A 20758-nucleotide genomic window follows, 5' to 3' on the forward strand; every position below is an offset into this window, starting at 1 on the left:
TATTAGCAATATATCCGATAAAAAAAGTAAGATATTGCGAAATCTATCTGGAGACGCTCCAATGTCCTTTGAAAATGCCCGCCCGATTGACCGTCTGAAGCCTGATGCAGTTCATGATGGGGCGCAGCCCGTTGGGAAGTTGTCTCAGCTAAGCGAGCAGGGGCGGGTGGTCGTTACGCTTTTCCGTGGCTCTGACGCGCTCCTTTGGGGGAGCGATATGGGAAAGATTTTCGCCCAGATGATGATGGTCTTCGACCGCCATTCGCGACGCCCTCTCGTGCATCATGCAATGACGTGCGACTGTCTCGGGGCCGATGAAGCAGTGCTTGCCCAGTTCGTCCAGCACGCCGCCCGTGGCCAGCGCGAAGACGCCTGCCTCATGGCGATGCTTCTCGTCCGTGCCGACATCGCGCCTTTGGCCGTGTCGCTGGCAGAGCAATTGGGGCTCCTGATCGACACGACGCTCCGCACCGACCCACGTGCGATGATGGGCGCGGCGCTGCACTAACCCCAAAGGTAGAAGTCACAGTCTGCCGAGTGCCTCAGAACTCCGAAGAACTCGGTTTTCGTCCCTGCGTGTCCGGCAGGTCAATGTTTGCGACCTGCTGCGCAATCGGCTCTGACTCGAGCGGGTGGTTGTCCGGCGAATAGGACCCCGGATCGTCGAGTTGTTTCCACTCTCCGCCCTCATAGATCTCAAGCGCAGAAAAGCGCGCCTTGTATCCCATCTTCGGAGAGCCCGGCACCCAGTAGCCCAGATAGACATAGGGCAGGCCCGCTTCGCGCGCGATTTCGATGTGGTCGAGAATGACATAGGTCCCGAGCGAGTCCTTGGTCATCTCCGGTTTGTAAAAGCTGTAGACCATCGACAGCCCGTCATCGAGCAGGTCGGTGAGGCAGGTCGCCGCCAGTTCACGTTCATAGCCTTGAGCATCCGGAATATAGTATTCGATGACGCGCGTTTTGATCGGGGTTTCCTCAATCATCGCAGCGAATTCGAACACATCCATATCGGCCATGCCGCCATCCGCGTGGCGCGACTCGAGATAGTTCCGGAAAAGCGCGTATTGCGCCTCAGTTGCCCATGGTGAGGTAGCTGCGCGTTTGAGGTAGTTGTTCTTCCTGATCGCGCGACGCTGGGACTTTGACGGCTCGAAATCCGCCACACGGATACGTGCAGAAAGGCAGGCGTTACAATCGGAACACGTCGGCCGATACAGCACGTTTTGAGAGCGGCGGAACCCCTGTTTAGATAGGCTGTCATTGAGCTGATCTGCGTTCTCACCCTGCAGAGATGTGAACAGCTTACGCTCCATCCGCCCGTCGAGATACGGGCAGGGCTGGGGCGCTGTCACATAGAACTGCGGAGCGAGAGGAAGAGAGTGCCGCATAGCGTCAGTTGAACCGGAAAAGCCTTAAGGACGGGTAATGATTTAAGTTGAAGGTATCACAAGCCCCGAATTTTCCAAGTCTTTCGCATGTCAAAATCGTTCGGGCGTGCGAAAGGAGGGGGGAAAGGGGGGAACGTGCCCCCTCTTTCAGCATCAAAAGCGCGATGGACGATTGATCGCTGCAGTTCCGAGGATCAGGTCTCCGAGTCCCTGAGCGCGCGCCGTTGTGAGCATCAGAACGACCGAGACGACCTGCGCAATGAAGACGCCAAAAGCAATCGTGAAGAGCGTCGTGTGCAAAAGCGCCATACCGAAATCAAATCGTTCGCCGCGCGAGTCCCGAAACTCGATCCCCATGAGCCGCATCCCAAGAGTCGCAGAGGCGTTGGAGATGGTCACGACCCGATAGGCAAAGCCGACAACCGCAAAAAGTAGCGGGAAAAAGAAGATCGCCGTGAATGCGGTAAAGGGCACGATCAGCGCGGCGATGATCGTCGTGATGATGAGGTCCACGACAAAGGCGAACAGCCGCTTCGTCGGAACGGAGTCGTAAAACGCGGATTGCGTGTCGGGGTCAGGAAGGCCCCAGGGATCGTCGTTGTGATAGCTCATGTGTGTCATCATTGTGCCTCGTGTGAGTGCCCGCAAGCCTGCTTTGGACTTTTCCTCGCGGCTGCGGGCGAAAGGGGGGGATCATCCCGCCCGTGAGAGGATCAGGCCTCTTCTTTCTTGTCTTCGTCGCTGTCAACATCGACCGCTGCAGCACGTTTGGCGCGATCTTCCATGAACTCATCGAATTCGGCCTTGTCCTTTGCGGCGCGCAGGCGTTCGAGGAAACTTTCGAACTGCTGCTGTTCCTCTTCGAGACGTTTGAGCGTTTCTGCCTTGTAGGCATCAAACGCGCTGTTGCCGGACGGGCGTGTCGCGGTGCGCATGGCACGGTAGGTTTCAGAGCGGGAGGCGCAACGGTCGGCGCGGGAGGAAGAGCGGCTGCAAGAGAACATTTTTTTACCCCAGATCATGTAGGCGAGAAGAGCGAGGCCGAGCGGCCAGACGAAAATGAAAGCGAGAACCATGCTGGCGATCCAGGCACCTTTGCCTTTGTCGTCAAGCCAGCTCTCCGCACTGCGCAACCAACCCCACGGTTGGCTTTCGCGCGTCATGTGGATTTCTGCGTTGTGGGACATCTTTGAACCTTTGTGTGAACTTGGTGAACAGTTGGACGTCTTGGGTCTTTTGGACTTGCGGTGGCTTGGGATGTAAATCCCTTTCACATTACAAAAATGGGAGGGAAGGGCGTTTTGCGCAAGAGGTTATGTGAATGTTTTTTACATTAACTTTATTTAATAATAAATTTCAGTTATTTAGTCGATATAAAATTCTTGGATCAGGAGTGTTTCGGGGGCGTCAGGCGGTGAAATCCGCCTCTGTCGCGCCGGAAATCCGGAGCAGGTCAGCGGGGTCAATCTCGAAAATATGGCGCGGCGTGCCAGCGGCGGCCCAGACTGTGTCAAAGGTGGCGAGTTTCGGATCAAAGTACGCGTGCGGCGGGGTGAGGTGGCCGACGGGGGATACGCCACCGATGGCGAAGCCTGTAACTTTGCGCACCTCTTTGCCGTCGGCGCGCTCAAGCGGTTCACCCGCGACCGCCGCGGCTTTTTCAACGTCGACCTGATCGCCGCCAGCTGTGATGAAGAGACAGATCGCGCCGCTCTCCACGCCTTTGAAAATGATCGATTTCGCGATCTGGTCGATGTGGCAACCGGCCTGATCTGCGGCTTGCTGTGCGGTGCGGGTCATGCCGTCCATTTCGAGGATGTGAATCTCCAATCCGGCTTCTTTGAGCGCGGTTTCCACGCGTTTCAGACTTTTCGACATGAGAAGCTCCTTGTTTCGCGGCAAAAGACCATGGGATTTCCTCTTGCGCAAGCCTCTGAAAAGGCGTTGCTTTGGGTGAGGAGGACACCATGACAACTGAGACCCGCATCACCCGTTTGCCACATGCCTTTGACGCGGAGCGGGGGGCTGAGGCGCGAGCGGCTGTTCCCGATCTCACGGGCGATCTAGCCGCTCTCGTTGGTGGCACCGGAGGAAGCGCGCCGTATTTGCATGGGTTGGTTCTCAAGGAGTCTCAATGGCTTCCCGAAGCGCTCGCTGATCCGGAGGTGGCGCTCAAAGCGGAGATCGCGCGAATTGAGGCGCTCGCGCCGGATCAGGTCGACGTCGGTTTGCGCGTTGCCAAGCGCCGGGTCGCGCTTTTGGCGGCACTTTGTGATCTCGGCGGGATTTGGCAGCTCGCGGACGTGACCGGCGCACTTTCTTTGTTGGCGGATCGGGCAACCCATGTTGCGATCCGCGCGCATGTCGGGCGCGAGATTACAAAGGGCAAGATTCCCGGCCAGACCGAAGCGGATATCGAAAGTTGTGGCGGCATGTTCGCCCTCGCGATGGGGAAACATGGTGCGGGCGAGTTGAACTACTCCTCTGATATCGACCTCATTTGCCTCTTCGATGAGACCCGCTTTGACGGCGTGGACCGCATGGAGGCGCGCGCAGGCTTTATCCGTGCGACGCGCAAGGCCATGGCGAGTCTCTCTGATCTCAAGGAAGACGGCTACGTCTTTCGCACCGACCTGCGGCTTCGCCCCGATCCTTCCGTGACGCCTGTCTGTTTCGCGATGGATGCGGCGGAGCGGTATTACGAGAGTGTCGGGCGGACGTGGGAGCGGGCGGCCTACATCAAGGCGCGGACGTGCGCGGGGGATTTCGGGGCTGGTGAGCGGTTCCTCGACCACTTGACGCCGTTTGTCTGGCGCCGCCATCTCGACTTTCATGCGATCCGCGAAACCCATGACATGCGCCTGAAAATCCGTGCGCACAAAGGGTTGGGGCGGACGCTCAAGCTCGAAGGGCACAACATGAAGCTCGGCTATGGCGGCATTCGCGAGATCGAGTTCTTCGCTCAGACCCGCCAATTGATTGCGGGCGGGCGTGATCCCGATCTGCGGATCAGGGGCACGGTGCCTGCATTGGCAAAACTGGCAGAGAAGGGCTGGGTCGAAGAGAACGCCGCCGTTCAGCTCAGTGAGGACTATGTTGCGCATCGGGAGGTCGAGCATCGGCTCCAGATGCTCCGCGACCAACAGACCCATAGCCTACCGACCGCGCCAGAGGAATTCGACCGATTGGCCGCGCTCATGGGCAAGTCAGTTTCCGAAATGCGCGCCGAGATTTCCGAGCGCTGCGAACGTGTCAACGCGCTCACCGAGGACTTCTTTGCCCCCGGAGAGGCCGCGCCCGCGCCCGAGTTGTCGCGAGAGCAGAAAGACATCACTGACCGTTGGTCGACCTATCCCTGCCTGCGGACCCAACGTGCGCAGGATATTTTCGAACGCCTGAAGCCGGAGATGCTCCGCCGCATCCAGCAGCTCGACAAACCTGAAGAGGCGCTCGGCCATCTCGACGGTTTTTTGCGTGGGCTTCCGGCGGGGGTGCAACTCTTTGCGCTGTTTGAGGCGAACACTCAGCTCATCGATTTGATCGTCGATATTGTCTCCACCGCGCCGCATCTGGCGCAGTATCTTGCGCGCAATTCCAAAGTGCTCGATGCCGTGATCGGCGGTGGGTTCTTTTCGCCATGGCCGGGGCGAGAAGCCCTGACCCAACTGTTGGAGCGGGAGTTGAAAGAGGCGGGCGACTACGAGGGGAAACTCGACGCCTGCCGCCGGTGGGCGAAGGAGTGGCACTTCCGCGTCGGAGTCCACCAACTTCGCGACCTGATCACCGCCGACGAAGCCGGTGCGCAATATTGTGATATTGCGGCGGCCTGTGTCGCGGCGCTTTATCCCGAGGTCGTCGAGGAATTCTCGCGCAAACATGGCCCGCCACCGGGTCTCGGGGCCTGCGTGCTCGGGATGGGGTCGCTCGGGGCGGGGCGTCTGACGGCGGCCTCCGACCTCGACATGATCGTGATCTACGATGCACAGGGCGTTGATATGTCCGAGGGGCGCAAGCCGCTCCAGTCGCGGACCTATTACGCGCGTTTGACGCAAGCACTGATCACTGCAATGACCACCCAGACCGCCGAGGGGCGTCTCTATGAGGTGGACATGCGTTTGCGGCCTTCGGGGAAACAAGGGCCCGTCGCGACCTCGTTCGAGAGTTTCCAGACCTATCAAAGAACTGAAGCCTGGGTGTGGGAGCATCTCGCCCTCACGCGAGGTCGGACAATCGGCGGCGCGCCCAAGGTTCGGGAGGCCGTGGAAGCATTTCGGTCCGAACTCGTCGAAGAGATGAAGGACGAGGCGCGCATCCGCCGTGAGACCTGCGAGATGCGCGCGCGTCTTGCGGAGGCGAAGCCGGGCAGCATTTGGGATCCGAAAAACGGTCCGGGTCGCATGATGGATATCGAGTTGATGGCCGAAGCTGCTGCACTGATTGCGGGCAGCGCGGAGCAGGATGTCTATGCGCAACTCGGGGCAGGGCGTGCCTGCGGGTGGTTCCGTGCGGATGAATATGCTCTCTTGGTGGAGACCTATCGGCTTATGTGGCGGTTGCAATCTGCGGCGCGGTTGCTCACGGGCGGCGCGCTCGATCCGGAAGCGGTTGGTGCGGGAGGGCGTGCCTTTCTCCTCCGCTCCAACGGGGCCGTGAGTATGGATGCGCTCTCGGAGGAGTTGACGACGCGGGCGACGGCTGCGGCGGCAACTTTGACAGAGCTGCTTGAACGCCCCGTGCCACAGGATTAAGGGCAGGGCATGACAGAGCCAGATTTGCAGATTGATGAGAGCCTCGACCCAGGCGGGTTGATCCGGGAATCCTACCGGATCGAAAACCTTGGGCTGCCCGAGGCGCGGTCGATTTTTCTGGATTGGGCGATCAAACTGGAGCCTAGCCTGAAGCCAGTCATCGCGATCCGGCGTCTGCTCGCGATCTTGGAACCTCGTGCGCCTTATGACCATCCGATGAGCATCGTCTTGCGTGAAGGGCTCGGGAAATTGGCTGGGCCTGCTCAGCGACGGGGCGGCTCTCGCGCGCGCCGCCGCTGAGGGAGTTTGCTTAGCGCGGCAGAACTGCTGCTTCGCGGGCGAGGGTTTCAATGCCTGCCCAATCGCCGCTCTCGACCAGACCGGACGGAGCGACCCAAGAGCCGCCGACGCACATCGTGTTGGAGAGCGACAGGTAGTCATTCGCATTCTTCAATGAAATGCCGCCGGTCGGACAGAACTTCATTTGCGGGAGAGGCGCGCCGATGGCTTTGAGCGCGGGCGCGCCGCCATTGGCTTCTGCCGGGAAGAACTTGGCGACGGTGTAGCCGCGTTCGAGCAGTTTCATCACGTCAGACGCGGTGCATGTGCCAGCGAGCAGCGGCAGGTCGTTGGCCTCACATGCGTCGAGCAGGCGGTCCGTTGCGCCCGGAGACACGCCGAACTTTGCACCGGCGGCCTTGGCGGCTTCGACGTCTTCGGAGGTCAACAGGGTGCCAGCCCCGACAACGCCGCCTTCGATCTGCGCCATCTCACGGATGACATCGAGCGCCACTGGCGTGCGCAGGGTCACTTCGAGCGCGGGCAATCCGCCTGCGACGAGGGCTTGGGCGAGGGGGGCGGCATGGGCCACCTCTTTGACGACGAGAACCGGCACCACCGGGGCAAGCGCGCAGACCTCTGCGCATTTCAGGCTGGCTTCTTGCGGGGTCATGTCCGCTCCTTTTCGAGTGTGGTCTGGATGTTAGATGTGGGTCAGAAGAGAGAGCAGGCGCCCTCGGTCGCGGGGCCTGCGTTCCGACGGAAGTTTTCAAAGAGTTCGCGGCCGAGCCCGAAAGAGTTCGCGGTCAGGTCCACGGTGATGGCCTCACGATCTTCAAAGCCCTCTTCGAGAACTTCGAGTTCGCCGGTGGTCGCATTGACGCGCACCATGTCGCCGTCTTTGAGTTTCGCAATCGGACCGCCAGTGACGGCCTCGGGTGAAACGTGGATACAGGCCGGAACCTTGCCGGACGCGCCGGACATCCGCCCGTCGGTCACGAGCGCCACTTTCAACCCGCGGTCCTGAAGAACGGCGAGGGTTGGGGTGAGAGAGTGAAGCTCCGGCATGCCGTTGGCGCGCGGACCTTGGAAGCGGACGACGACCACGGTGTCCTCGGTGAATTCGCCGTTCTGGAATGCCGTCTTTACGTCGTGCTGATCGTGGAAGATGCGGGCTTTGGCCTCGACAACGTGGTGCTCGGGTTTCACGGCAGAGACCTTCATCACGCCGCGCCCGAGGTTGCCTTTGAGTTCTTTCAGTCCGCCGGTTTTCTGGAACGGATCGCTGGCCGGACGGACGATCTTGTCATTCGCGTTCTCGCGGTCGCCTTCAACAAAGGTGAGGACGCCGTCTTGGAGCTTCGGCTCTTTGGTGTAGAGCGAGAGGCCCGTGCCCGCGACAGTTTTCACGTCTTCGTGCAGAAGGCCCGCGTCGAGCAGTTCGCCGATCAGATAGGACAACCCGCCCGCCGCGTGGAAGTGGTTCACGTCTGCAAGGCCGTTTGGATAGACCTTTGCGAGGAGCGGCACAGCGTCGGAAATGTCGGAGAAGTCCTGCAAATCGAGGATGATCCCCGCAGCGCGCGCCATCGCGGGCAGGTGCAGGACGAGGTTCGTAGAGCCACCAGTTGCCATCAGGCCGACAATGCCGTTCACAAAGGCTTTCTCATCGAGGATCTGGCCCGCTGGCGTATACTCATTGCCCGCCGCAGTAATCTGAAGCGCGCGCTTGGTCGCCTCACGGGTCAAGGCGTCGCGCATCGCGGTGCCCGGATTGACGAAGGACGCGCCGGGGAGGTGCAGCCCCATGATCTCCATGAGCATCTGGTTTGAGTTTGCCGTGCCGTAGAAGGTGCAGGTGCCTTGGCCGTGATAGGCCTTCATCTCGCTGTCCATGAGTTCGCGACGGGAAATCTCACCTGTTGCGAATTTCTGGCGGACCTTTGCCTTTTCATCGTTGGTGATGCCAGAGGTCATTGGACCCGCAGGGATGTAGACGGTCGGAATGTGGCCGTAGGCGGCTGTGGCCATGATCAGGCCGGGAACGATCTTGTCACACACGCCCATGTAGACGGCGGCGTCGAAACAGTTGTGGGACATTCCGATCGAAGCAGACAAAGCAATCGTGTCCCGCGAGAACAGAGAGAGTTCCATGCCGACCTGACCTTGGGTCACACCGTCACACATCGCGGGCACGCCACCTGCGACCTGAGCAGTCGCGCCTTGGGCGCGGGCGACTTCACGGATGATGTCGGGATAATGCTCATAAGGTTTATGTGCCGAGAGCATATCGTTGTAAGCGGTGATGATCCCGATATTGGGCGCACGACCGTCGGCGAGTGTCTCTTTGTCTTCACCCATGGCCGCGTAGGCGTGGGCCTGATTGCCGCATGTCAGGTGCGCGCGCACTGGACCGGCGTCAGCCGCTTTGCCAATCATTTCGAGATAGGCACCCCGTGTATCTTCGGAGCGGGCGCGGATTCTATCGGTGACGGCTGCGATGGTGCTGTTCATAGACATGAGACGGCCTTTCAGATCCTTGGCATGTGCGGCGAGTATTTAAGTTAGCGCTAACTTTTTCGCAAACTAAGAGGTCCCCCGAGTTTTGTCCATGGTGAAGACGGTCGGAGTCATCTTAATTTCGGTGCTCTGCCCGAGATGTAGGGCCATTTTTCTATTTGGCAGGCGTGCAATTCGCTTTTTGCATGGAAGCTATGCATATTCCGTCCGAGGTTTGACATTTGTGCATGGCGGCTCTTCTGCATTAGCTCTCGTTTGGTCACGACCTATGACCTACATTCAAGTCAACGGGAGGAACAACGCAGGTGTTGTTCACCACGTGCTCGAAGAAAGAGCGCGGATGACAAATGGATAAGGTGATCCAAATGAAAGTAGATAACGGTTATATTGACGTCCAGGCGATCGCACACGAAGCGCAGGAAATGCGCGCTCAGATGGTGCGCTCGATGGTTGTTGCTGCAGCTCACTGGATGCGTGGCCTCTTTTCCCGCCATCGCGCGGCAGAAGCTGTCTGAACCACGATGTTCAACAGGGATACCATTTTGGTATCCATCACAAATTAGTGTATTTGAGGCAGCCGCTTAGGCTGCCTTAACTATTTAAGGGCATTTGCTGGACGTGAGTCTCTACGCCTAATATAGGTTGAGGGTAAAGTCGCGGAATTGCTTCGCGATGATCTCAATTCCGCCAGATTTTGTCATAATTTGGTGTGGAAAGTTCTATCACGCCATTGTTTTGAGGCAGCTATGAAAACATCACTAAAAATCGCGGTCGCATTTTCTCTGGCTGCCATTACGAGCGCTTGCACGACAGAGTCGTTAACTCGATCTCTCCCGTTCGAAGCTCCGTTTACGGGCGCGGAAGTCTCGGAGAACATGGTGACGCCTGACTTCCGGGTCCAGAGCCTCGAAGTCATCGTTCCTGAAGATTTGACGGTTTCTGAAGATAACACGATCAAGCCGCGGGTTGATATTGTTTGGCACGAGGATCCGTTCGGCAACCGCTATGCGCAGGTTCAGAGTGTCATGGAAGAGGGTCTTCGGATGGGGACCCGCACGCTGAGAGGCTCCCAGCCGGTGAAGGTTGAGGTCGAGTTGATCCGCTTCCACGCGCAAACCGATCGCGTTCGCTATTCGAAAATTCCCTCGGAGCACGAGATCGAATTCTACATGACGGTGACCGATGCACGTTCCGGCGAGGTTATCATTCCTGCGCGTTACGTGAACGCCACATTCCCTGCGTTCGGCGGTGAAATGGCGCTCGCCGCTGACATCGCGGGTATCACGCAGCGAAAGCGGATCACCGAGCGACTTTCGGATGTCATTGTTCAGGAACTGACCAGGCCAATTCCGGCACCGGCCACAATGTAGATCCTCTTTCCAGAGCGACAAAACAGAGATATGAGGGCTGCATGACGCAGCCCTCTTTTTCGTTCCCCACGATCCGCCTCAAACCGAAATCCAACGCCCGTGCCATTCGCCACGGCGCGCCTTGGGTTTATGACAATGAATTGGTCACTGACCGCCGTACGAAATCGCTCGCGCCGGGATCTTTGGCGATCCTTGAGGACGCAGATCGCAATTTCCTCGCGTTTGTTGGCGTAAACCCGAATTCGCGCATCTTCGCGCGGGTTCTGTCGCGTGATCCGGACGCCGTGATCGACCAGGCTTGGTTCGCGGCGAAGCTCTCTGTTGCACTCGCACATCGCGAAACGCTCTTTGATCAGCCCTTCTATCGCTTGGTCCACGCCGAAGCCGACGGGCTGCCGGGCGTTGTGATCGACCGCTTCGGCGATACCTGCGTTGTGCAGCCGAACGCGGCGTGGGCTGATGCGCTCATTGAGCCGCTTACCGCCGCGCTTCGCGAGGTGACCGGTGTCACAACTGTCGTCAAGAACGGGTCCGGTCGTGCGCGTGGTCTTGAGGGACTTGAAGAAACGGTAGATGTGCTCGCAGGACAGGTCGACGGCCACATTCCGGTGCCAATGAACGGCGCGACCTACATGGCGGACCTGATGGGCGGCCAGAAGACCGGTCTCTTTTATGACCAGCGCCCCAATCATGCGTTCACGCAGCGCCTTGTTGCTGGCAAGAAAGTGCTCGACGTGTTTTCCCATGTCGGCGGGTTCGCCCTCGCGTCGCTTGCGGGCGGTGCGGCTTCTGCGCTGTCCGTTGATAGCTCGGCTGCGGCGCTCGAACTCGCGGAAAAAGGCGCTGGGGCGATGGGGAAGGCGGATGCTTTCTCGACCCGCAAAGGCGACGCATTTGATGTGCTCGCCGCCTTGGCAGACGAAGGTGAAACTTTTGATGTCGTGATCTGTGATCCGCCGGCGTTTGCGCCGTCGAAACCTGCGCTCGAAAAGGGGCTACGTGCCTATGAACGTGTGGCGCGTATGGCCGCACCTTTGGTGCGGGATGGCGGGTATCTCGGGCTGTGCTCCTGCTCCCATGCGGCGGATCTCGAAAAATTCCGCACGGCCTCTAACCGTGGTATCGGCCGTGGTGTCGGGCATCTGGGCCGCTCCGCGCAGCTTATTCACACCGGATTTGCAGGTGCCGATCACCCGCTTATGCCGCAATTGGCGGAAAGCGGGTATCTCAAAGCGCTTTTCTACCGGATCACCTCGTGAAAGTTCTCCTCGACGCCTGTGTTCTGTACCCGACGGTGATGCGGGAGGTGCTCCTCGGCGTCGCGCAGCGTGGGCTTTACACGCCTCTGTGGTCGGCACGCATCCTCGAAGAATGGGCGCGGGCTGCGCGCAAAATTGGGCCGACTGGAGAAGCGCAAGCGCGGGGCGAGGTGGCGCTTGTTCGTGCGGCATTTCCGAAGGCTGAGGTGCGCCGCCATGAGGGACTGGAAGCCCGCCTTTACCTCAAGGATGAGAATGACATTCACGTCCTGGCCGCCGCGATTGCAGGCGGGGCGGATGCGATTGTCACAGTGAATGCACAGGACTTCCCGCGTCATGTGCTCGCAGAAGAGGGGCTGGAGCGGTGGGATCCGGATGGATTTCTCTGGCGGCTTTGGTCGGATCACCCTGATGCGGTGTCTGAGGCGGTTGAAAGCGTGCGACAGGAAGCCGAGCGCCTGTCAGGTGAGGCGTGGGAAACCCGCCGTCTCTTAAAGAAAGCGCGCCTGCCGCGTCTCGGCAAAGCACTCTCCTGAGTCGGGTCAGACCCACTTCGCTTCGTTGCTCTCAATCGCTGCAATCCGCTCTGCCGTTTTCGGGTGGCTCAGGAGCCATGCGGGACTTGAGGCACCGTGCGCGCCGGTGAGGGTTTCGAGCTTTTTGAACAGGTTTTTTTGTGGCTCGGTGCCAATCCCCGCCTTGATCAGAAGCGCGGTCGCATAAGCATCCGCCTCATACTCGTCATTGCGCGAAAGTTTCGCTGCGAGGAGACCCGTCACCCACGTCGCGATATACGCCCCGATCCCGGGCAGAACCCGAGACAGGATCATCGCAAGCGCGGTTCTGAGAGCGTTCTGTCCAGAAAAGTCGATCATCCGCCGTTTGCTATGTCCGAGCGCGACGTGTCCGAGTTCGTGGGCGATCACGGAGGCCATTTCCTCGGCGCTGATCTGGCCCAAGCGGAATTTGTCGTAAAACCCGCGTGTGATGTAGACTTTGCCATCGGGGGAGGCGAGTCCGTTCACGGGCTCAATCTCGTAGAGATAGACTCGCACACGCGGAAGATCGAGCGCCTGTGCCAATCGTTTGAACACGGGAGCAAGCTTTGGGTCGACCAGTTCCGAAGACCGCTCCGCCAACTCGCGCGTCGTGCGCCAAGCAGAGAAACGATACATCGCGAGGCCCCAGAGCAGGGCGAGGAGGAGCGGCGTGAATTTTAACATGCCGCTAATATGGGCATGTCTGGCGGCGAGGAAAAGGCCAGACCTGCGCCGCCGCTGTTTTACTGCTTACCTTCAATAGCCTTTTGTAAAGAGGCCCGTCAGGGGGCGTACTGCGTCAAACTGTCGGTCGCGCAGCGAGGGTAGGGCTTGTGCGGGCCGACCTGGACGCCATGTGAGGACTGCTGACAGCCCTGTCTCAGTCGTCTGACCCGCCCCAAGTGGGCTATCGTCATCAACGACGCTATAAATAGCACTCATTGTGAGATCGATTGGAGCGGTCTCGAAAGACCACGTGGCGCTGAGTGTCGCGGTGATGTCCCGCACGTCGAGCACGGCTTCTTCCAGATCATAGGCAGAGACACCGAAGCCGAGCGCGAGTTGATCCGATACAGCCGTCTCGAAACCGATGTCTCCGAAGATGAAATCATTCCCGCCGGGCGTATAGAGCCCGACACCCGTGCGCATGTGCATCTGGGTTGCGCCAGAGCCGAGGGCCCACATGCCTTCGATCCCGACCGCGCCCATGCCTGCAGAGGTGTCGTTTACATCCGTGTAGCTCGCGAAAAGACCGTACTTGGCGCCCTCCTGCGGCTGCATGTAAAGGTGGGCGGAGAGGGTGCCTTGCCAGTGATCGGAAAAGGATGTGGTCCCCAAATCGAGCTGGAGCCCGTGATGTCCGGTGATCGCATAATCGAGGGTGCCGTCGGCCATTGCGATGTTTTCCCCGCCCCAGCTCTCATATCCGAGCGAGGTTTGCGCGCCGAGAAATCCGAGCGTGTTTTCCGCAAAGGCTTGGAGCGGCGACAGAGAGATCACAGCCGCTGCGATCGGGAAGAGCGTGAAGTGTGTCATGGCGAAAGACCTCATCAGGGACGGCAAATGCGCCGCCATCAAATATCGAGGTCAATTTGGCATGAGTTTAGAGTTTAATAAAATGTTAACTTAACAATTGGTTAATGGAATGAGTTAATTTAAATTTTCACGATATTCGCTGAGCTTAGCGGCCGAGCAACTTCATGCCGCGCTCCAGCCCTTCAAGGGTCATGGGGACCATGCGGTCCTCAAAAATCTCGCGGATCATCGTGATCGAATGGGTATAGCGCCAATGTGCTTCCGGTACGGGATTGAGCCAGAGATGGTCCGGCCAGCTTTCGCGTGCACGGCTCAGCCAAACGGCGCCGGCCTCGTCGTTCCAGTGTTCGTTCGCGCCACCCGGAATGGCGATCTCGTAGGGGCTCATGGAGGCGTCGCCGACAAATATACATTTGTAGTCTTTGCTGTAGGTGCGCATCACCTCATGGGTCGGAATCTTCTCGCTCCACCGCCGCATGTTGTCGCGCCACACGCCCTCATATAAGCAGTTGTGGAAGTAGTAATATTCGAGGTGTTTGAACTCGGACCGCGCGGCGGAGAAGAGTTCTTCTACGATTTTGATGTGATCGTCCATCGACCCGCCCACATCGAAGAACATGAGCACTTTGACCGCGTTGTGCCGTTCGGGTCGCGTTTTGACGTCGAGGTAGCCGTGCTCTGCCGTCGCACGAATGGTGCCGTCGAGATCAAGTTCTTCATGCGCACTCGTCCGCGCCCATTTGCGCAGGCGCTTCATCGCGACCTTGATGTTGCGGGTGCCGATTTCGACGCTGTCGTCGAGGTTCCGGAATTCGCGCTTGTCCCAGACTTTCACGGCCTTGCGATGGCGGCTTTTGTCCTGACCGATGCGCACGCCCTCGGGATTGTAGCCATAGGCCCCAAACGGAGAAGTGCCGCCCGTGCCGATCCACTTGTTGCCGCCCTCATGGCGGCCCTTTTGCTCTTCGAGACGCTTTTTGAGCGTTTCCATGAGCTTGTCGAACCCGCCCATGGCTACGATCTCCGCCATTTGCTCGGGCGTCATGTGGCGCTCGAACTGTTTGCGAAGCCACTCTTCAGGGAGATCGAGCGCGTTCAGGACCTCTTCTGAGGAAATGCTCTCAAGTCCCTGAAATGCAGCGGAAAAGGCGCGATCAAAGCGATCTATGTGACGCTCGTCCTTGACCATGATCGCGCGGGCGAGGAAGTAGAATTCCTCGATGTCATAGGTCGCGATCCCCTGATCCATCGCTTCCAGGAACGCCAAGAACTCACGCAGGCTGACTGGAACCCCTTCTTTGCGCAGACTGTCAAAAAAGGGCAGGAACATCGTGTTAAATCCAGCGGTCAGCGACGACGCCGATAAACAGGCCGACAAGTCCGAAGATCAGTGCGAAGACCAGCATGTACTGAATTTTGTCGGCGCGGTTGCCATTGCGCTTGGAGGCAAGGCGCCAGCCCCAGGCCCCACCCAACACGGTCAGAATAATCCCGATCATTGCGCTCTTCTCCCTACGCCTTTCTTCGGACCGCTGTCGCTTTCCGACATCGCTCAACGCGCCAGCGCGGCAATCTCGGAAAGACGGGTCCGGACCTCATCGTCTTCGCCAAACCCATACCGTGCCCAGCCCAGACTGTCGAGATATAGGGTGCGCGCTTCTGCCGGTCGACCAAGTTTCAACAAAGCTGTGGATTCCGTCATGAGAAGAGACGACAGAAGAGCAGCATTCTCTGCGTCCTTCGCCGCGGGAATGGCTTCTGCGGCGAGTTCGTAGGCGCGGCTGTAATTGCCTTCGGAGAGGGCGAGCGCGGCTTGTTGCATGGAAACATGCGCGGCGTGAAACCGTGTTTCCGGACGTGATTTGAAGGTTTCATGCGCTCGGTTCAACGCCATGTAGGTCGCCGCGCGATCAGAGGCGACAGAGAGCCGCCCGTAGAGCATCCATGAAAATCCGGTGCGCGTGTCCTGCCAGTCGGACGCGGTTGCGATCCGGACGGCGTCAGAGGCCGCCTGTCGACGTGTCGAAAGAGCGCTGTCGCCAAGTGCGGTCAAAATAGCGGTTTGCCATGCCTCCGGCGTCGGCGCCGCGAGGGGCGTCGAGGTATAGCGACCTTTCGGATTGATGCGATCAAAAATGCCCGGGAGCGCGGCGGCGACCTCCGGCTTTTTCATGCCTGAACGCAGCGCGGGGTCATATGTGGCGCGCAGGATCATCATGTCGAACGGTGTCAGAACGGAGTGTATGTTGTCATCGTTGAACACCGAGTCGGGCAGTCGGAAAAGGTCGTTTAACGGCCCGAGGGCCTGGGCAAGCTCTTCGTGCAGGCAGTCACGGATTTCCTGTGGCGCTTCGTCATAAGGGATGAAAATCGCGATCCGCTCGCGCGTTTTTACTTTCGTCCAACTCACAGTGTCGCGGCGCGCTTTGGTAAAGTCTTGCCAGCTCGACACGTTCGGCACGACGATGCAGGCCGTATTGGGCGCGCGGCGCGCGAGGCGGTCTTTTGGAAGCGTCTCGATCGTGATCGACGCGTCCCGATTAGAGGAGACCCGACGGATCGAGAGGTCTGCCTCGGACTCGATCCGTTTGAGGACCAGACCGAGGTCATGGTTGAGCGACACCGGAATGTTGTCTCCGGTGACACGTATCGTGATCGGCCCCTCGAAACGGGAGAACTGCGGCAACTCGACGCCGGTTTCCAAGCGGAAGCTCAGGTCCAGAAAATCCCGCGCGAGCGAGGCATTTGATCGCGACAGCGGAGGAGGGGCGACCTCCTCGAAGAGCTTCATGGGGGGGAGCTCTGTGGCTGCCTCTGGCAGGGCCGCCGTATCATACCGCGCAACAGAGTAGTCGTCACACCCCGCCAAAAGACCGTAGCCAAGTGCCGCGGCGAGAAGAGGGCGCGTCAGGCGCGAAAGGCGTGCGGTCTCGAAAAATGTCATGAAGTCTGTCGAAAAAATGCGGAGGCCCCGAGCCTACCAAGTCGCAATTGATCCGTAAATCTTCTTTGAATTACAGGGCGCCAACCGGCGGAATTGCGTCAGCGCTGATATTTGATGAAGGGCGTGAGGGAGCCGATCCGGTCGTAGAGCTTGCGCGCGGTCTCATTGAAATGCTGCGTGGTCCAGTAGACGGCTGGCGTTCCGTTCTCATCTGCGAGCGCATAGACCGCCTCGATGAGGGCACGCCCCGCGCCTGTGCCGCGTGCGTCCTCGGACACGAAAAGGTCCTGAAGATAGGTGACATCTTCGACCCGCCAGTTGTGTGCGTGAAAGATGTAATGGACGAGACCAACCAGTTTGCCGTCTTTCTCAGCAACCAATGCCCCGCGCTCTGTGTGCTCGGGATCAATCAGGCGTCGAAAGGTGGTGGTGTAGACTTCCTCACTCACTTCGCTTTCATAGAAAGTGAGATAGCCAGACCAGAGTTCGCGCCACTCGGCTTCATCGGCGGCGGTCAGGGGGCGGATGTTCAACGTCATGGTCCGCTCCTAACGCCGCTGGCTGCGCGCCATAAAGGCGAGGCGCTCAAAGAGGGCGACGTCCTGCTCGTTCTTCAAGAGCGCGCCATGCAGTTTCGGGAGTGCATTGGCGCCATCGCGCGCGAGGTCCTCGGGCGAGAGATCTTCGGCGAGCAGAAGTTTGAGCCAGTCGAGCACTTCGGATGTGGACGGCTTTTTCTTGAGCCCCTGCGTCTCGCGGATTTCGTAGAACTGCGTGAGCGCCGTGGTCAGGAGCCGATCCTTGAGGCCCGGGAAGTGTACGTTCACAATGGCCTTCATCGTCTCCATGTCCGGAAAACGGATGTAGTGAAAGAAACACCGGCGTAGAAATGCGTCGGGCAGTTCCTTTTCGTTGTTCGACGTGATGATCACGACCGGACGCTGTTTCGCGGTGATGGTCTCGCCTGTCTCGTAGACGTGGAACGCCATCTTATCGAGTTCCTGAAGCAGGTCGTTCGGAAACTCGATGTCGGCCTTGTCGATTTCATCGATCAAAAGAACGACCTTTTGGTCGGCCGAAAACGCTTCCCAGAGTTTGCCCTTCTTGATGTAGTTGCCCACATCCTCGACACGCGGGTCGCCCAACTGGCTGTCGCGCAGGCGCGAAACAGCGTCGTATTCGTAGAGACCTTGCTGGGCGCGCGTGGTCGATTTGATGTTCCATTCGATCATGTCGAGGCCGAGCGCATTCGCAACCTGACGCGCGAGTTCTGTCTTGCCCGTGCCAGGCTCACCTTTGACGAGCAGCGGTCGTTCAAGCGCAATTGCTGCATTTACCGCCACTGTCAGATCACGCGGGGCTACATATTCAGCAGTCGAGGAGAATCTCATCACGGTTTTGGCCTGTATGTAAAGTCTTTGAGCCAGATCATAACGGGGCCGCGGAAAGGTGCAATACGAGGGTTTTTGTGTGGTGACATCCTTTACAAAACACGTTAAACGGGCGTCAAAATGGAGGTGGCCACATGGCTGACAATACCATGAATTTGACCAACGGAGTTGATGAGGTGAGCGAGATGAAGGCCGAGACCTTCCTGCCTGATGATTATCGTCCGGCTGAGGACGAACCTTTTATGAATGAGCGTCAGCTCGAGTATTTCCGCAGAAAGCTATTGGATTGGAAGGCAGAGTTGCTCGACGAGAGCCGCCACACAATCGAAGGCCTGCAGGACAGCACCCGCAACATCCCGGACATTACGGACCGTGCCTCTGAAGAGACCGATCGCGCTCTCGAACTTCGCACCCGTGACCGTCAGCGGAAGTTGGTTGTGAAAATCGACGCCGCTCTGCGCCGCATCGACGAAGGTGAATATGGCTACTGCGAAAAAACCGGTGAGCCGATCTCTCTGAAGCGTCTGGATGCCCGCCCGATCGCGACGATGACCTTGGAGGCGCAGGAGCGTCACGAGCGTCGCGAAAAAGTGCACCGCGACGACTGAGATTGACCAAGCGCGTCACCGAATGTGTCACAATGACCACGTGACGGCGCAGGGAAAGATATGGCAAAACACCGGGGCAATGCTCCGGTGTTTTTCATTTCAGACGATTGAATTTGCAGACAGATCAATCGGTGAGGACATGGCGGAGCCATCAGACAGAGGAGAGCGGGCATGTTGATCGGTGAGGACATCGGCATTCTTGGCGCAGGCGTTGCGGGATTGGCCGTGGCGCGGGCTCTTGCGCTTCGTGGTGCGAAAGTCACCGTATACGAACAGGCCCCCGAAATCCGCGAGGTTGGCGCAGGGCTGCAAATCTCGCCGAACGGTGTGCGGGTTTTGGCTGGCCTCGGTCTTGATCCGGTTTCGCGTGCGGTCCGTTCCAAAGGTGTTCGGTTGATGGACGGCTACATGGGGCGGGAGGTGCTCTACCTCGATCTCGCCGCCTATCGGCCAAACGACGATTTCCTCCTGATGCACCGCGCGGATCTCATTGATCTTCTTCATCAGGGTGCACGTGATGTCGATGTGGATATCCGCCTCCATCACAAAGTGGAAGACATAGACGGCGATGAAGATGGCGTTACGCTGAACTTTGAGGGCGGGGCGACGGCGCGTCATGGCATCGTGCTCGGTGCGGACGGGTTGCATTCGAAACTGCGCCCTATGCTCAACGGCCCAGCCAAACCTTTCTTCACCGGCCAGACCGCGTGGCGGGCGACCGTTCCGGCATTGGGCGGAGAGCCTGAGGTCGCGATGGTCCACATGGCAGCGGGACGCCACGTCGTTTCCTATCCCCTGCGCGGCGGGGAGATAATCAACATCGTTGCCGTTGAAGAGCGCTCGGATTGGATCGAGGAAGGCTGGTTCCACGAAGGCGACCCCGAGGAACTCCGCCGCAATTTCTCGAACTTCTGCCCTGGCATTACCGCGTTGCTCGGACGTGTGGAACAGGTTTCCCGTTGGGGCCTCTTCCGTCATCCGGTCGCCGTGCGCTGGCATTCGGACCGCACGGCGCTCTTGGGCGATGCGGCGCACCCTACGCTTCCGTTCTTGGCGCAAGGGGCTGTGATGGCACTCGAAGATGCGTGGGTCTTGGCGGACTGTTTGGGAAAGCTTCCGCTCGATCAAGCGTTGCCAGCCTATCAAATGTGCCGCCGCCCGCGTGTGACCCGCGTCATTGAGGCGGCGAACGCAAACGCGAGGAACTATCACCTCAGCGGGCCGAAACGGTTCCTCGGGCACACGGCCCTGCGCCTCGCCGGACAGCTCGCGCCGAAACAGGCGGTGGAGAAATTCGCGTGGCTCTACGATTATGACGTGACCGCCGAGTAGCGCCACGCGTTTCAGACATGAAAAACGCCGCACTCCCTCCGGAGGCGCGGCGTTTTCAATTCCATGTTTCAAACTCAGGCGTTTTCGAGCGCTGTGACGATGCCGGAGAAATCCGCAGCTTTCAGAGACGCTCCGCCCACGAGTGCTCCATCCACATTCGAGGTTGCAAAGATTTCGTCGGCGTTGGTGGGTTTTACAGAACCACCGTAAAGCAGCGGAATATCTGCTGCGCCGCCACCAAAACGGTCGCTCAGGGTCGCGCGCATGTCGTCGTGGACTTCGGCGATTTGTTCTAGTGTCGGGATTTTGCCGGTGCCGATGGCCCAGACAGGTTCGTAAGCAATGACGAGTTTTGCAAGATCAACAGAGTCAGGCAGGGAGCCCGCAAGCTGGCTACGGATCACAGCAAGAGTTTCACCGGCTTCGCGTTGTTCGAGGGTTTCGCCAACGCAGACGACTGCGACGAGGCCTGCCTCAATGGCGGCAACCGTCTTTGCTGAAATCAGCGCGTCGGTTTCGCCATGATCGGCGCGGCGCTCGGAGTGACCGAGGATCACATAGCCGCACCCTGCATCGACCAGCATCTCTGCGGAGATATCGCCCGTGTGTGCGCCTGAGGAGTTGGTGTGGCAATCCTGACCGCCAACGGCGACCTTTGAGCCTGATAGCGCGTCCGCCATTGCTCCGACGAGCGTGAAGGGCGGGCAGAGCAGGATATCGACGGAGGGCGCGGGGAACATCTCTGCGAGTGCGGTTGCTTCGGTCAGGCTTGCTTTCAGCCCGTTCATCTTCCAGTTGCCTGCCGCCAATTTGCGTGCCATGCGCCGCTCTCCTTTTGTCA

At 59.0% G+C, this 20758-nt stretch carries 23 protein-coding genes; 9 read left to right on the forward strand and 14 right to left on the reverse strand.

Features of this window, described 5'->3' with window-relative positions:
- Positions 1-61: 61 nt before the first annotated feature.
- Positions 62-508 (forward strand): hypothetical protein, encoded by a 447-nt coding sequence (locus LA304_RS08810; RefSeq protein WP_224502777.1) that lies wholly within the window; start codon positions 62-64, stop codon positions 506-508.
- A 34-nt stretch (positions 509-542) separates the two neighbouring features.
- Here the strand turns inward: LA304_RS08810 and LA304_RS08815 are convergent, their stop codons facing one another.
- The 4 genes from LA304_RS08815 to LA304_RS08830 all read right to left on the reverse strand — a co-directional run bounded on the left by LA304_RS08815 (position 543) and on the right by LA304_RS08830 (position 3269).
- Positions 543-1391: an arginyltransferase gene (locus LA304_RS08815; protein WP_224502778.1), complete on the reverse strand. Its 849-nt coding sequence runs from the start codon at positions 1389-1391 to the stop codon at positions 543-545.
- A gap of 153 nt (positions 1392-1544) precedes the next feature.
- Positions 1545-2003 (reverse strand): RDD family protein, encoded by a 459-nt coding sequence (locus LA304_RS08820; RefSeq protein ID WP_224502779.1) that lies wholly within the window; start codon positions 2001-2003, stop codon positions 1545-1547.
- Positions 2004-2104: 101 nt separating this feature from the next.
- Positions 2105-2578: a DUF2852 domain-containing protein gene (locus LA304_RS08825; protein ID WP_396022182.1), complete on the reverse strand. Its 474-nt coding sequence runs from the start codon at positions 2576-2578 to the stop codon at positions 2105-2107.
- A 220-nt stretch (positions 2579-2798) separates the two neighbouring features.
- The gene (locus LA304_RS08830) at positions 2799-3269 is read right to left on the reverse strand and encodes a YbaK/EbsC family protein (protein ID WP_224502780.1); all 471 of its coding nucleotides are present in this window, start codon (positions 3267-3269) and stop codon (positions 2799-2801) included.
- 89 nt (positions 3270-3358) lie between these two features.
- Here LA304_RS08830 and LA304_RS08835 point away from each other — a divergent pair, with 89 nt between their 5' ends.
- Positions 3359-6139 carry a [protein-PII] uridylyltransferase family protein gene (locus tag LA304_RS08835; protein ID WP_224502781.1) on the forward strand — a complete coding sequence of 927 codons (2781 nt, stop codon included), beginning with the start codon at positions 3359-3361 and terminating at the stop codon, positions 6137-6139.
- Positions 6140-6148: 9 nt separating this feature from the next.
- Complete coding sequence (locus tag LA304_RS08840; protein WP_224502782.1) at positions 6149-6439, forward strand: hypothetical protein; 291 nt, start codon at positions 6149-6151, stop codon at positions 6437-6439.
- Between the two features lie 10 nt (positions 6440-6449).
- Here the strand turns inward: LA304_RS08840 and eda are convergent, their stop codons facing one another.
- Together eda and edd are read right to left on the reverse strand one after the other, a co-directional pair.
- The gene (eda, locus tag LA304_RS08845; RefSeq protein ID WP_224502783.1) at positions 6450-7091 is read right to left on the reverse strand and encodes a bifunctional 4-hydroxy-2-oxoglutarate aldolase/2-dehydro-3-deoxy-phosphogluconate aldolase; all 642 of its coding nucleotides are present in this window, start codon (positions 7089-7091) and stop codon (positions 6450-6452) included.
- A gap of 41 nt (positions 7092-7132) precedes the next feature.
- The gene (gene edd, locus LA304_RS08850; RefSeq protein ID WP_224502784.1) at positions 7133-8938 is read right to left on the reverse strand and encodes a phosphogluconate dehydratase; all 1806 of its coding nucleotides are present in this window, start codon (positions 8936-8938) and stop codon (positions 7133-7135) included.
- A 365-nt stretch (positions 8939-9303) separates the two neighbouring features.
- Here edd and LA304_RS08855 point away from each other — a divergent pair, with 365 nt between their 5' ends.
- The 4 genes from LA304_RS08855 (at position 9304) to LA304_RS08870 (ending at position 12103) form a co-directional block, all read left to right on the forward strand.
- Positions 9304-9453, forward strand: a complete 150-nt coding sequence (locus LA304_RS08855; RefSeq protein ID WP_224502785.1) for an RSP_7527 family protein — start codon at positions 9304-9306, stop codon at positions 9451-9453.
- A 231-nt stretch (positions 9454-9684) separates the two neighbouring features.
- Positions 9685-10308, forward strand: a complete 624-nt coding sequence (locus LA304_RS08860) for a DUF6778 family protein (protein WP_224502786.1) — start codon at positions 9685-9687, stop codon at positions 10306-10308.
- A 41-nt stretch (positions 10309-10349) separates the two neighbouring features.
- Positions 10350-11567 carry an RSP_2647 family RNA methyltransferase gene (locus LA304_RS08865; RefSeq protein WP_224502787.1) on the forward strand — a complete coding sequence of 406 codons (1218 nt, stop codon included), beginning with the start codon at positions 10350-10352 and terminating at the stop codon, positions 11565-11567.
- Positions 11564-12103: an RSP_2648 family PIN domain-containing protein gene (locus LA304_RS08870; protein ID WP_224502788.1), complete on the forward strand. Its 540-nt coding sequence runs from the start codon at positions 11564-11566 to the stop codon at positions 12101-12103. The genes LA304_RS08865 and LA304_RS08870 overlap by 4 nt, the downstream gene beginning before the upstream one ends.
- A 6-nt stretch (positions 12104-12109) precedes the next feature.
- Here the strand turns inward: LA304_RS08870 and LA304_RS08875 are convergent, their stop codons facing one another.
- From LA304_RS08875 to LA304_RS08905, 7 genes are all read right to left on the reverse strand, one after another.
- The gene (locus LA304_RS08875; protein ID WP_224502789.1) at positions 12110-12790 is read right to left on the reverse strand and encodes a M48 family metallopeptidase; all 681 of its coding nucleotides are present in this window, start codon (positions 12788-12790) and stop codon (positions 12110-12112) included.
- Positions 12791-12862: 72 nt separating this feature from the next.
- Positions 12863-13642, reverse strand: a complete 780-nt coding sequence (locus LA304_RS08880) for a hypothetical protein (RefSeq protein WP_224502790.1) — start codon at positions 13640-13642, stop codon at positions 12863-12865.
- Between the two features lie 145 nt (positions 13643-13787).
- Positions 13788-14972, reverse strand: coding sequence for a vWA domain-containing protein (locus LA304_RS08885; RefSeq protein ID WP_224502791.1), 1185 nt, complete (start codon positions 14970-14972; stop codon positions 13788-13790).
- 4 nt (positions 14973-14976) lie between these two features.
- Complete coding sequence (locus tag LA304_RS08890) at positions 14977-15141, reverse strand: apolipoprotein acyltransferase (protein WP_224502792.1); 165 nt, start codon at positions 15139-15141, stop codon at positions 14977-14979.
- 53 nt (positions 15142-15194) lie between these two features.
- Positions 15195-16586: a DUF2927 domain-containing protein gene (locus LA304_RS08895; RefSeq protein WP_224502793.1), complete on the reverse strand. Its 1392-nt coding sequence runs from the start codon at positions 16584-16586 to the stop codon at positions 15195-15197.
- Between the two features lie 98 nt (positions 16587-16684).
- Positions 16685-17125, reverse strand: a complete 441-nt coding sequence (locus LA304_RS08900; protein ID WP_224502794.1) for a GNAT family N-acetyltransferase — start codon at positions 17123-17125, stop codon at positions 16685-16687.
- 9 nt (positions 17126-17134) lie between these two features.
- Positions 17135-17977 carry an AAA family ATPase gene (locus tag LA304_RS08905; RefSeq protein WP_224502795.1) on the reverse strand — a complete coding sequence of 281 codons (843 nt, stop codon included), beginning with the start codon at positions 17975-17977 and terminating at the stop codon, positions 17135-17137.
- A gap of 185 nt (positions 17978-18162) precedes the next feature.
- Here LA304_RS08905 and dksA point away from each other — a divergent pair, with 185 nt between their 5' ends.
- Positions 18163-18585 (forward strand): RNA polymerase-binding protein DksA, encoded by a 423-nt coding sequence (gene dksA / locus LA304_RS08910; protein ID WP_224503083.1) that lies wholly within the window; start codon positions 18163-18165, stop codon positions 18583-18585.
- 171 nt (positions 18586-18756) lie between these two features.
- Positions 18757-19917, forward strand: a complete 1161-nt coding sequence (locus LA304_RS08915) for an FAD-dependent monooxygenase (RefSeq protein ID WP_224502796.1) — start codon at positions 18757-18759, stop codon at positions 19915-19917.
- Positions 19918-19991: 74 nt separating this feature from the next.
- On the opposite strand, the gene tpiA is transcribed toward LA304_RS08915, so the two are convergent.
- Positions 19992-20738 carry a triose-phosphate isomerase gene (tpiA, locus tag LA304_RS08920; protein WP_224502797.1) on the reverse strand — a complete coding sequence of 249 codons (747 nt, stop codon included), beginning with the start codon at positions 20736-20738 and terminating at the stop codon, positions 19992-19994.
- Positions 20739-20758 lie beyond the last annotated feature (20 nt).

The organism is Celeribacter litoreus, from assembly GCF_020165855.1.
GTDB lineage: Bacteria > Pseudomonadota > Alphaproteobacteria > Rhodobacterales > Rhodobacteraceae > Celeribacter > Celeribacter litoreus.

Bases quoted from the DNA above. Each gene is read 5' to 3' on its own strand.
- LA304_RS08810 (WP_224502777.1), top strand. From the start codon at position 62: ATGTCCTTTGAAAATGCCCGCCCGATTGACCGTCTGAAGCCTGATGCA.
- LA304_RS08860 (WP_224502786.1), top strand. From the start codon at position 9,685: ATGAAAACATCACTAAAAATCGCGGTCGCATTTTCTCTGGCTGCCATT.
- LA304_RS08915 (WP_224502796.1), top strand. From the start codon at position 18,757: ATGTTGATCGGTGAGGACATCGGCATTCTTGGCGCAGGCGTTGCGGGA.
- LA304_RS08815 (WP_224502778.1), bottom strand. From the start codon at position 1,391: ATGCGGCACTCTCTTCCTCTCGCTCCGCAGTTCTATGTGACAGCGCCC.
- edd (WP_224502784.1), bottom strand. From the start codon at position 8,938: ATGTCTATGAACAGCACCATCGCAGCCGTCACCGATAGAATCCGCGCC.
- LA304_RS08830 (WP_224502780.1), bottom strand. From the start codon at position 3,269: ATGTCGAAAAGTCTGAAACGCGTGGAAACCGCGCTCAAAGAAGCCGGA.
- eda (WP_224502783.1), bottom strand. From the start codon at position 7,091: ATGACCCCGCAAGAAGCCAGCCTGAAATGCGCAGAGGTCTGCGCGCTT.
- LA304_RS08865 (WP_224502787.1), top strand. From the start codon at position 10,350: ATGACGCAGCCCTCTTTTTCGTTCCCCACGATCCGCCTCAAACCGAAA.
- LA304_RS08880 (WP_224502790.1), bottom strand. From the start codon at position 13,642: ATGACACACTTCACGCTCTTCCCGATCGCAGCGGCTGTGATCTCTCTG.
- LA304_RS08895 (WP_224502793.1), bottom strand. From the start codon at position 16,586: ATGACATTTTTCGAGACCGCACGCCTTTCGCGCCTGACGCGCCCTCTT.
- LA304_RS08885 (WP_224502791.1), bottom strand. From the start codon at position 14,972: ATGTTCCTGCCCTTTTTTGACAGTCTGCGCAAAGAAGGGGTTCCAGTC.
- LA304_RS08900 (WP_224502794.1), bottom strand. From the start codon at position 17,125: ATGACGTTGAACATCCGCCCCCTGACCGCCGCCGATGAAGCCGAGTGG.
- LA304_RS08855 (WP_224502785.1), top strand. From the start codon at position 9,304: ATGAAAGTAGATAACGGTTATATTGACGTCCAGGCGATCGCACACGAA.
- LA304_RS08820 (WP_224502779.1), bottom strand. From the start codon at position 2,003: ATGAGCTATCACAACGACGATCCCTGGGGCCTTCCTGACCCCGACACG.
- dksA (WP_224503083.1), top strand. From the start codon at position 18,163: ATGAAGGCCGAGACCTTCCTGCCTGATGATTATCGTCCGGCTGAGGAC.
- LA304_RS08835 (WP_224502781.1), top strand. From the start codon at position 3,359: ATGACAACTGAGACCCGCATCACCCGTTTGCCACATGCCTTTGACGCG.
- LA304_RS08905 (WP_224502795.1), bottom strand. From the start codon at position 17,977: ATGAGATTCTCCTCGACTGCTGAATATGTAGCCCCGCGTGATCTGACA.
- tpiA (WP_224502797.1), bottom strand. From the start codon at position 20,738: ATGGCACGCAAATTGGCGGCAGGCAACTGGAAGATGAACGGGCTGAAA.
- LA304_RS08890 (WP_224502792.1), bottom strand. From the start codon at position 15,141: ATGATCGGGATTATTCTGACCGTGTTGGGTGGGGCCTGGGGCTGGCGC.
- LA304_RS08875 (WP_224502789.1), bottom strand. From the start codon at position 12,790: ATGTTAAAATTCACGCCGCTCCTCCTCGCCCTGCTCTGGGGCCTCGCG.
- LA304_RS08840 (WP_224502782.1), top strand. From the start codon at position 6,149: ATGACAGAGCCAGATTTGCAGATTGATGAGAGCCTCGACCCAGGCGGG.
- LA304_RS08825 (WP_396022182.1), bottom strand. From the start codon at position 2,578: ATGTCCCACAACGCAGAAATCCACATGACGCGCGAAAGCCAACCGTGG.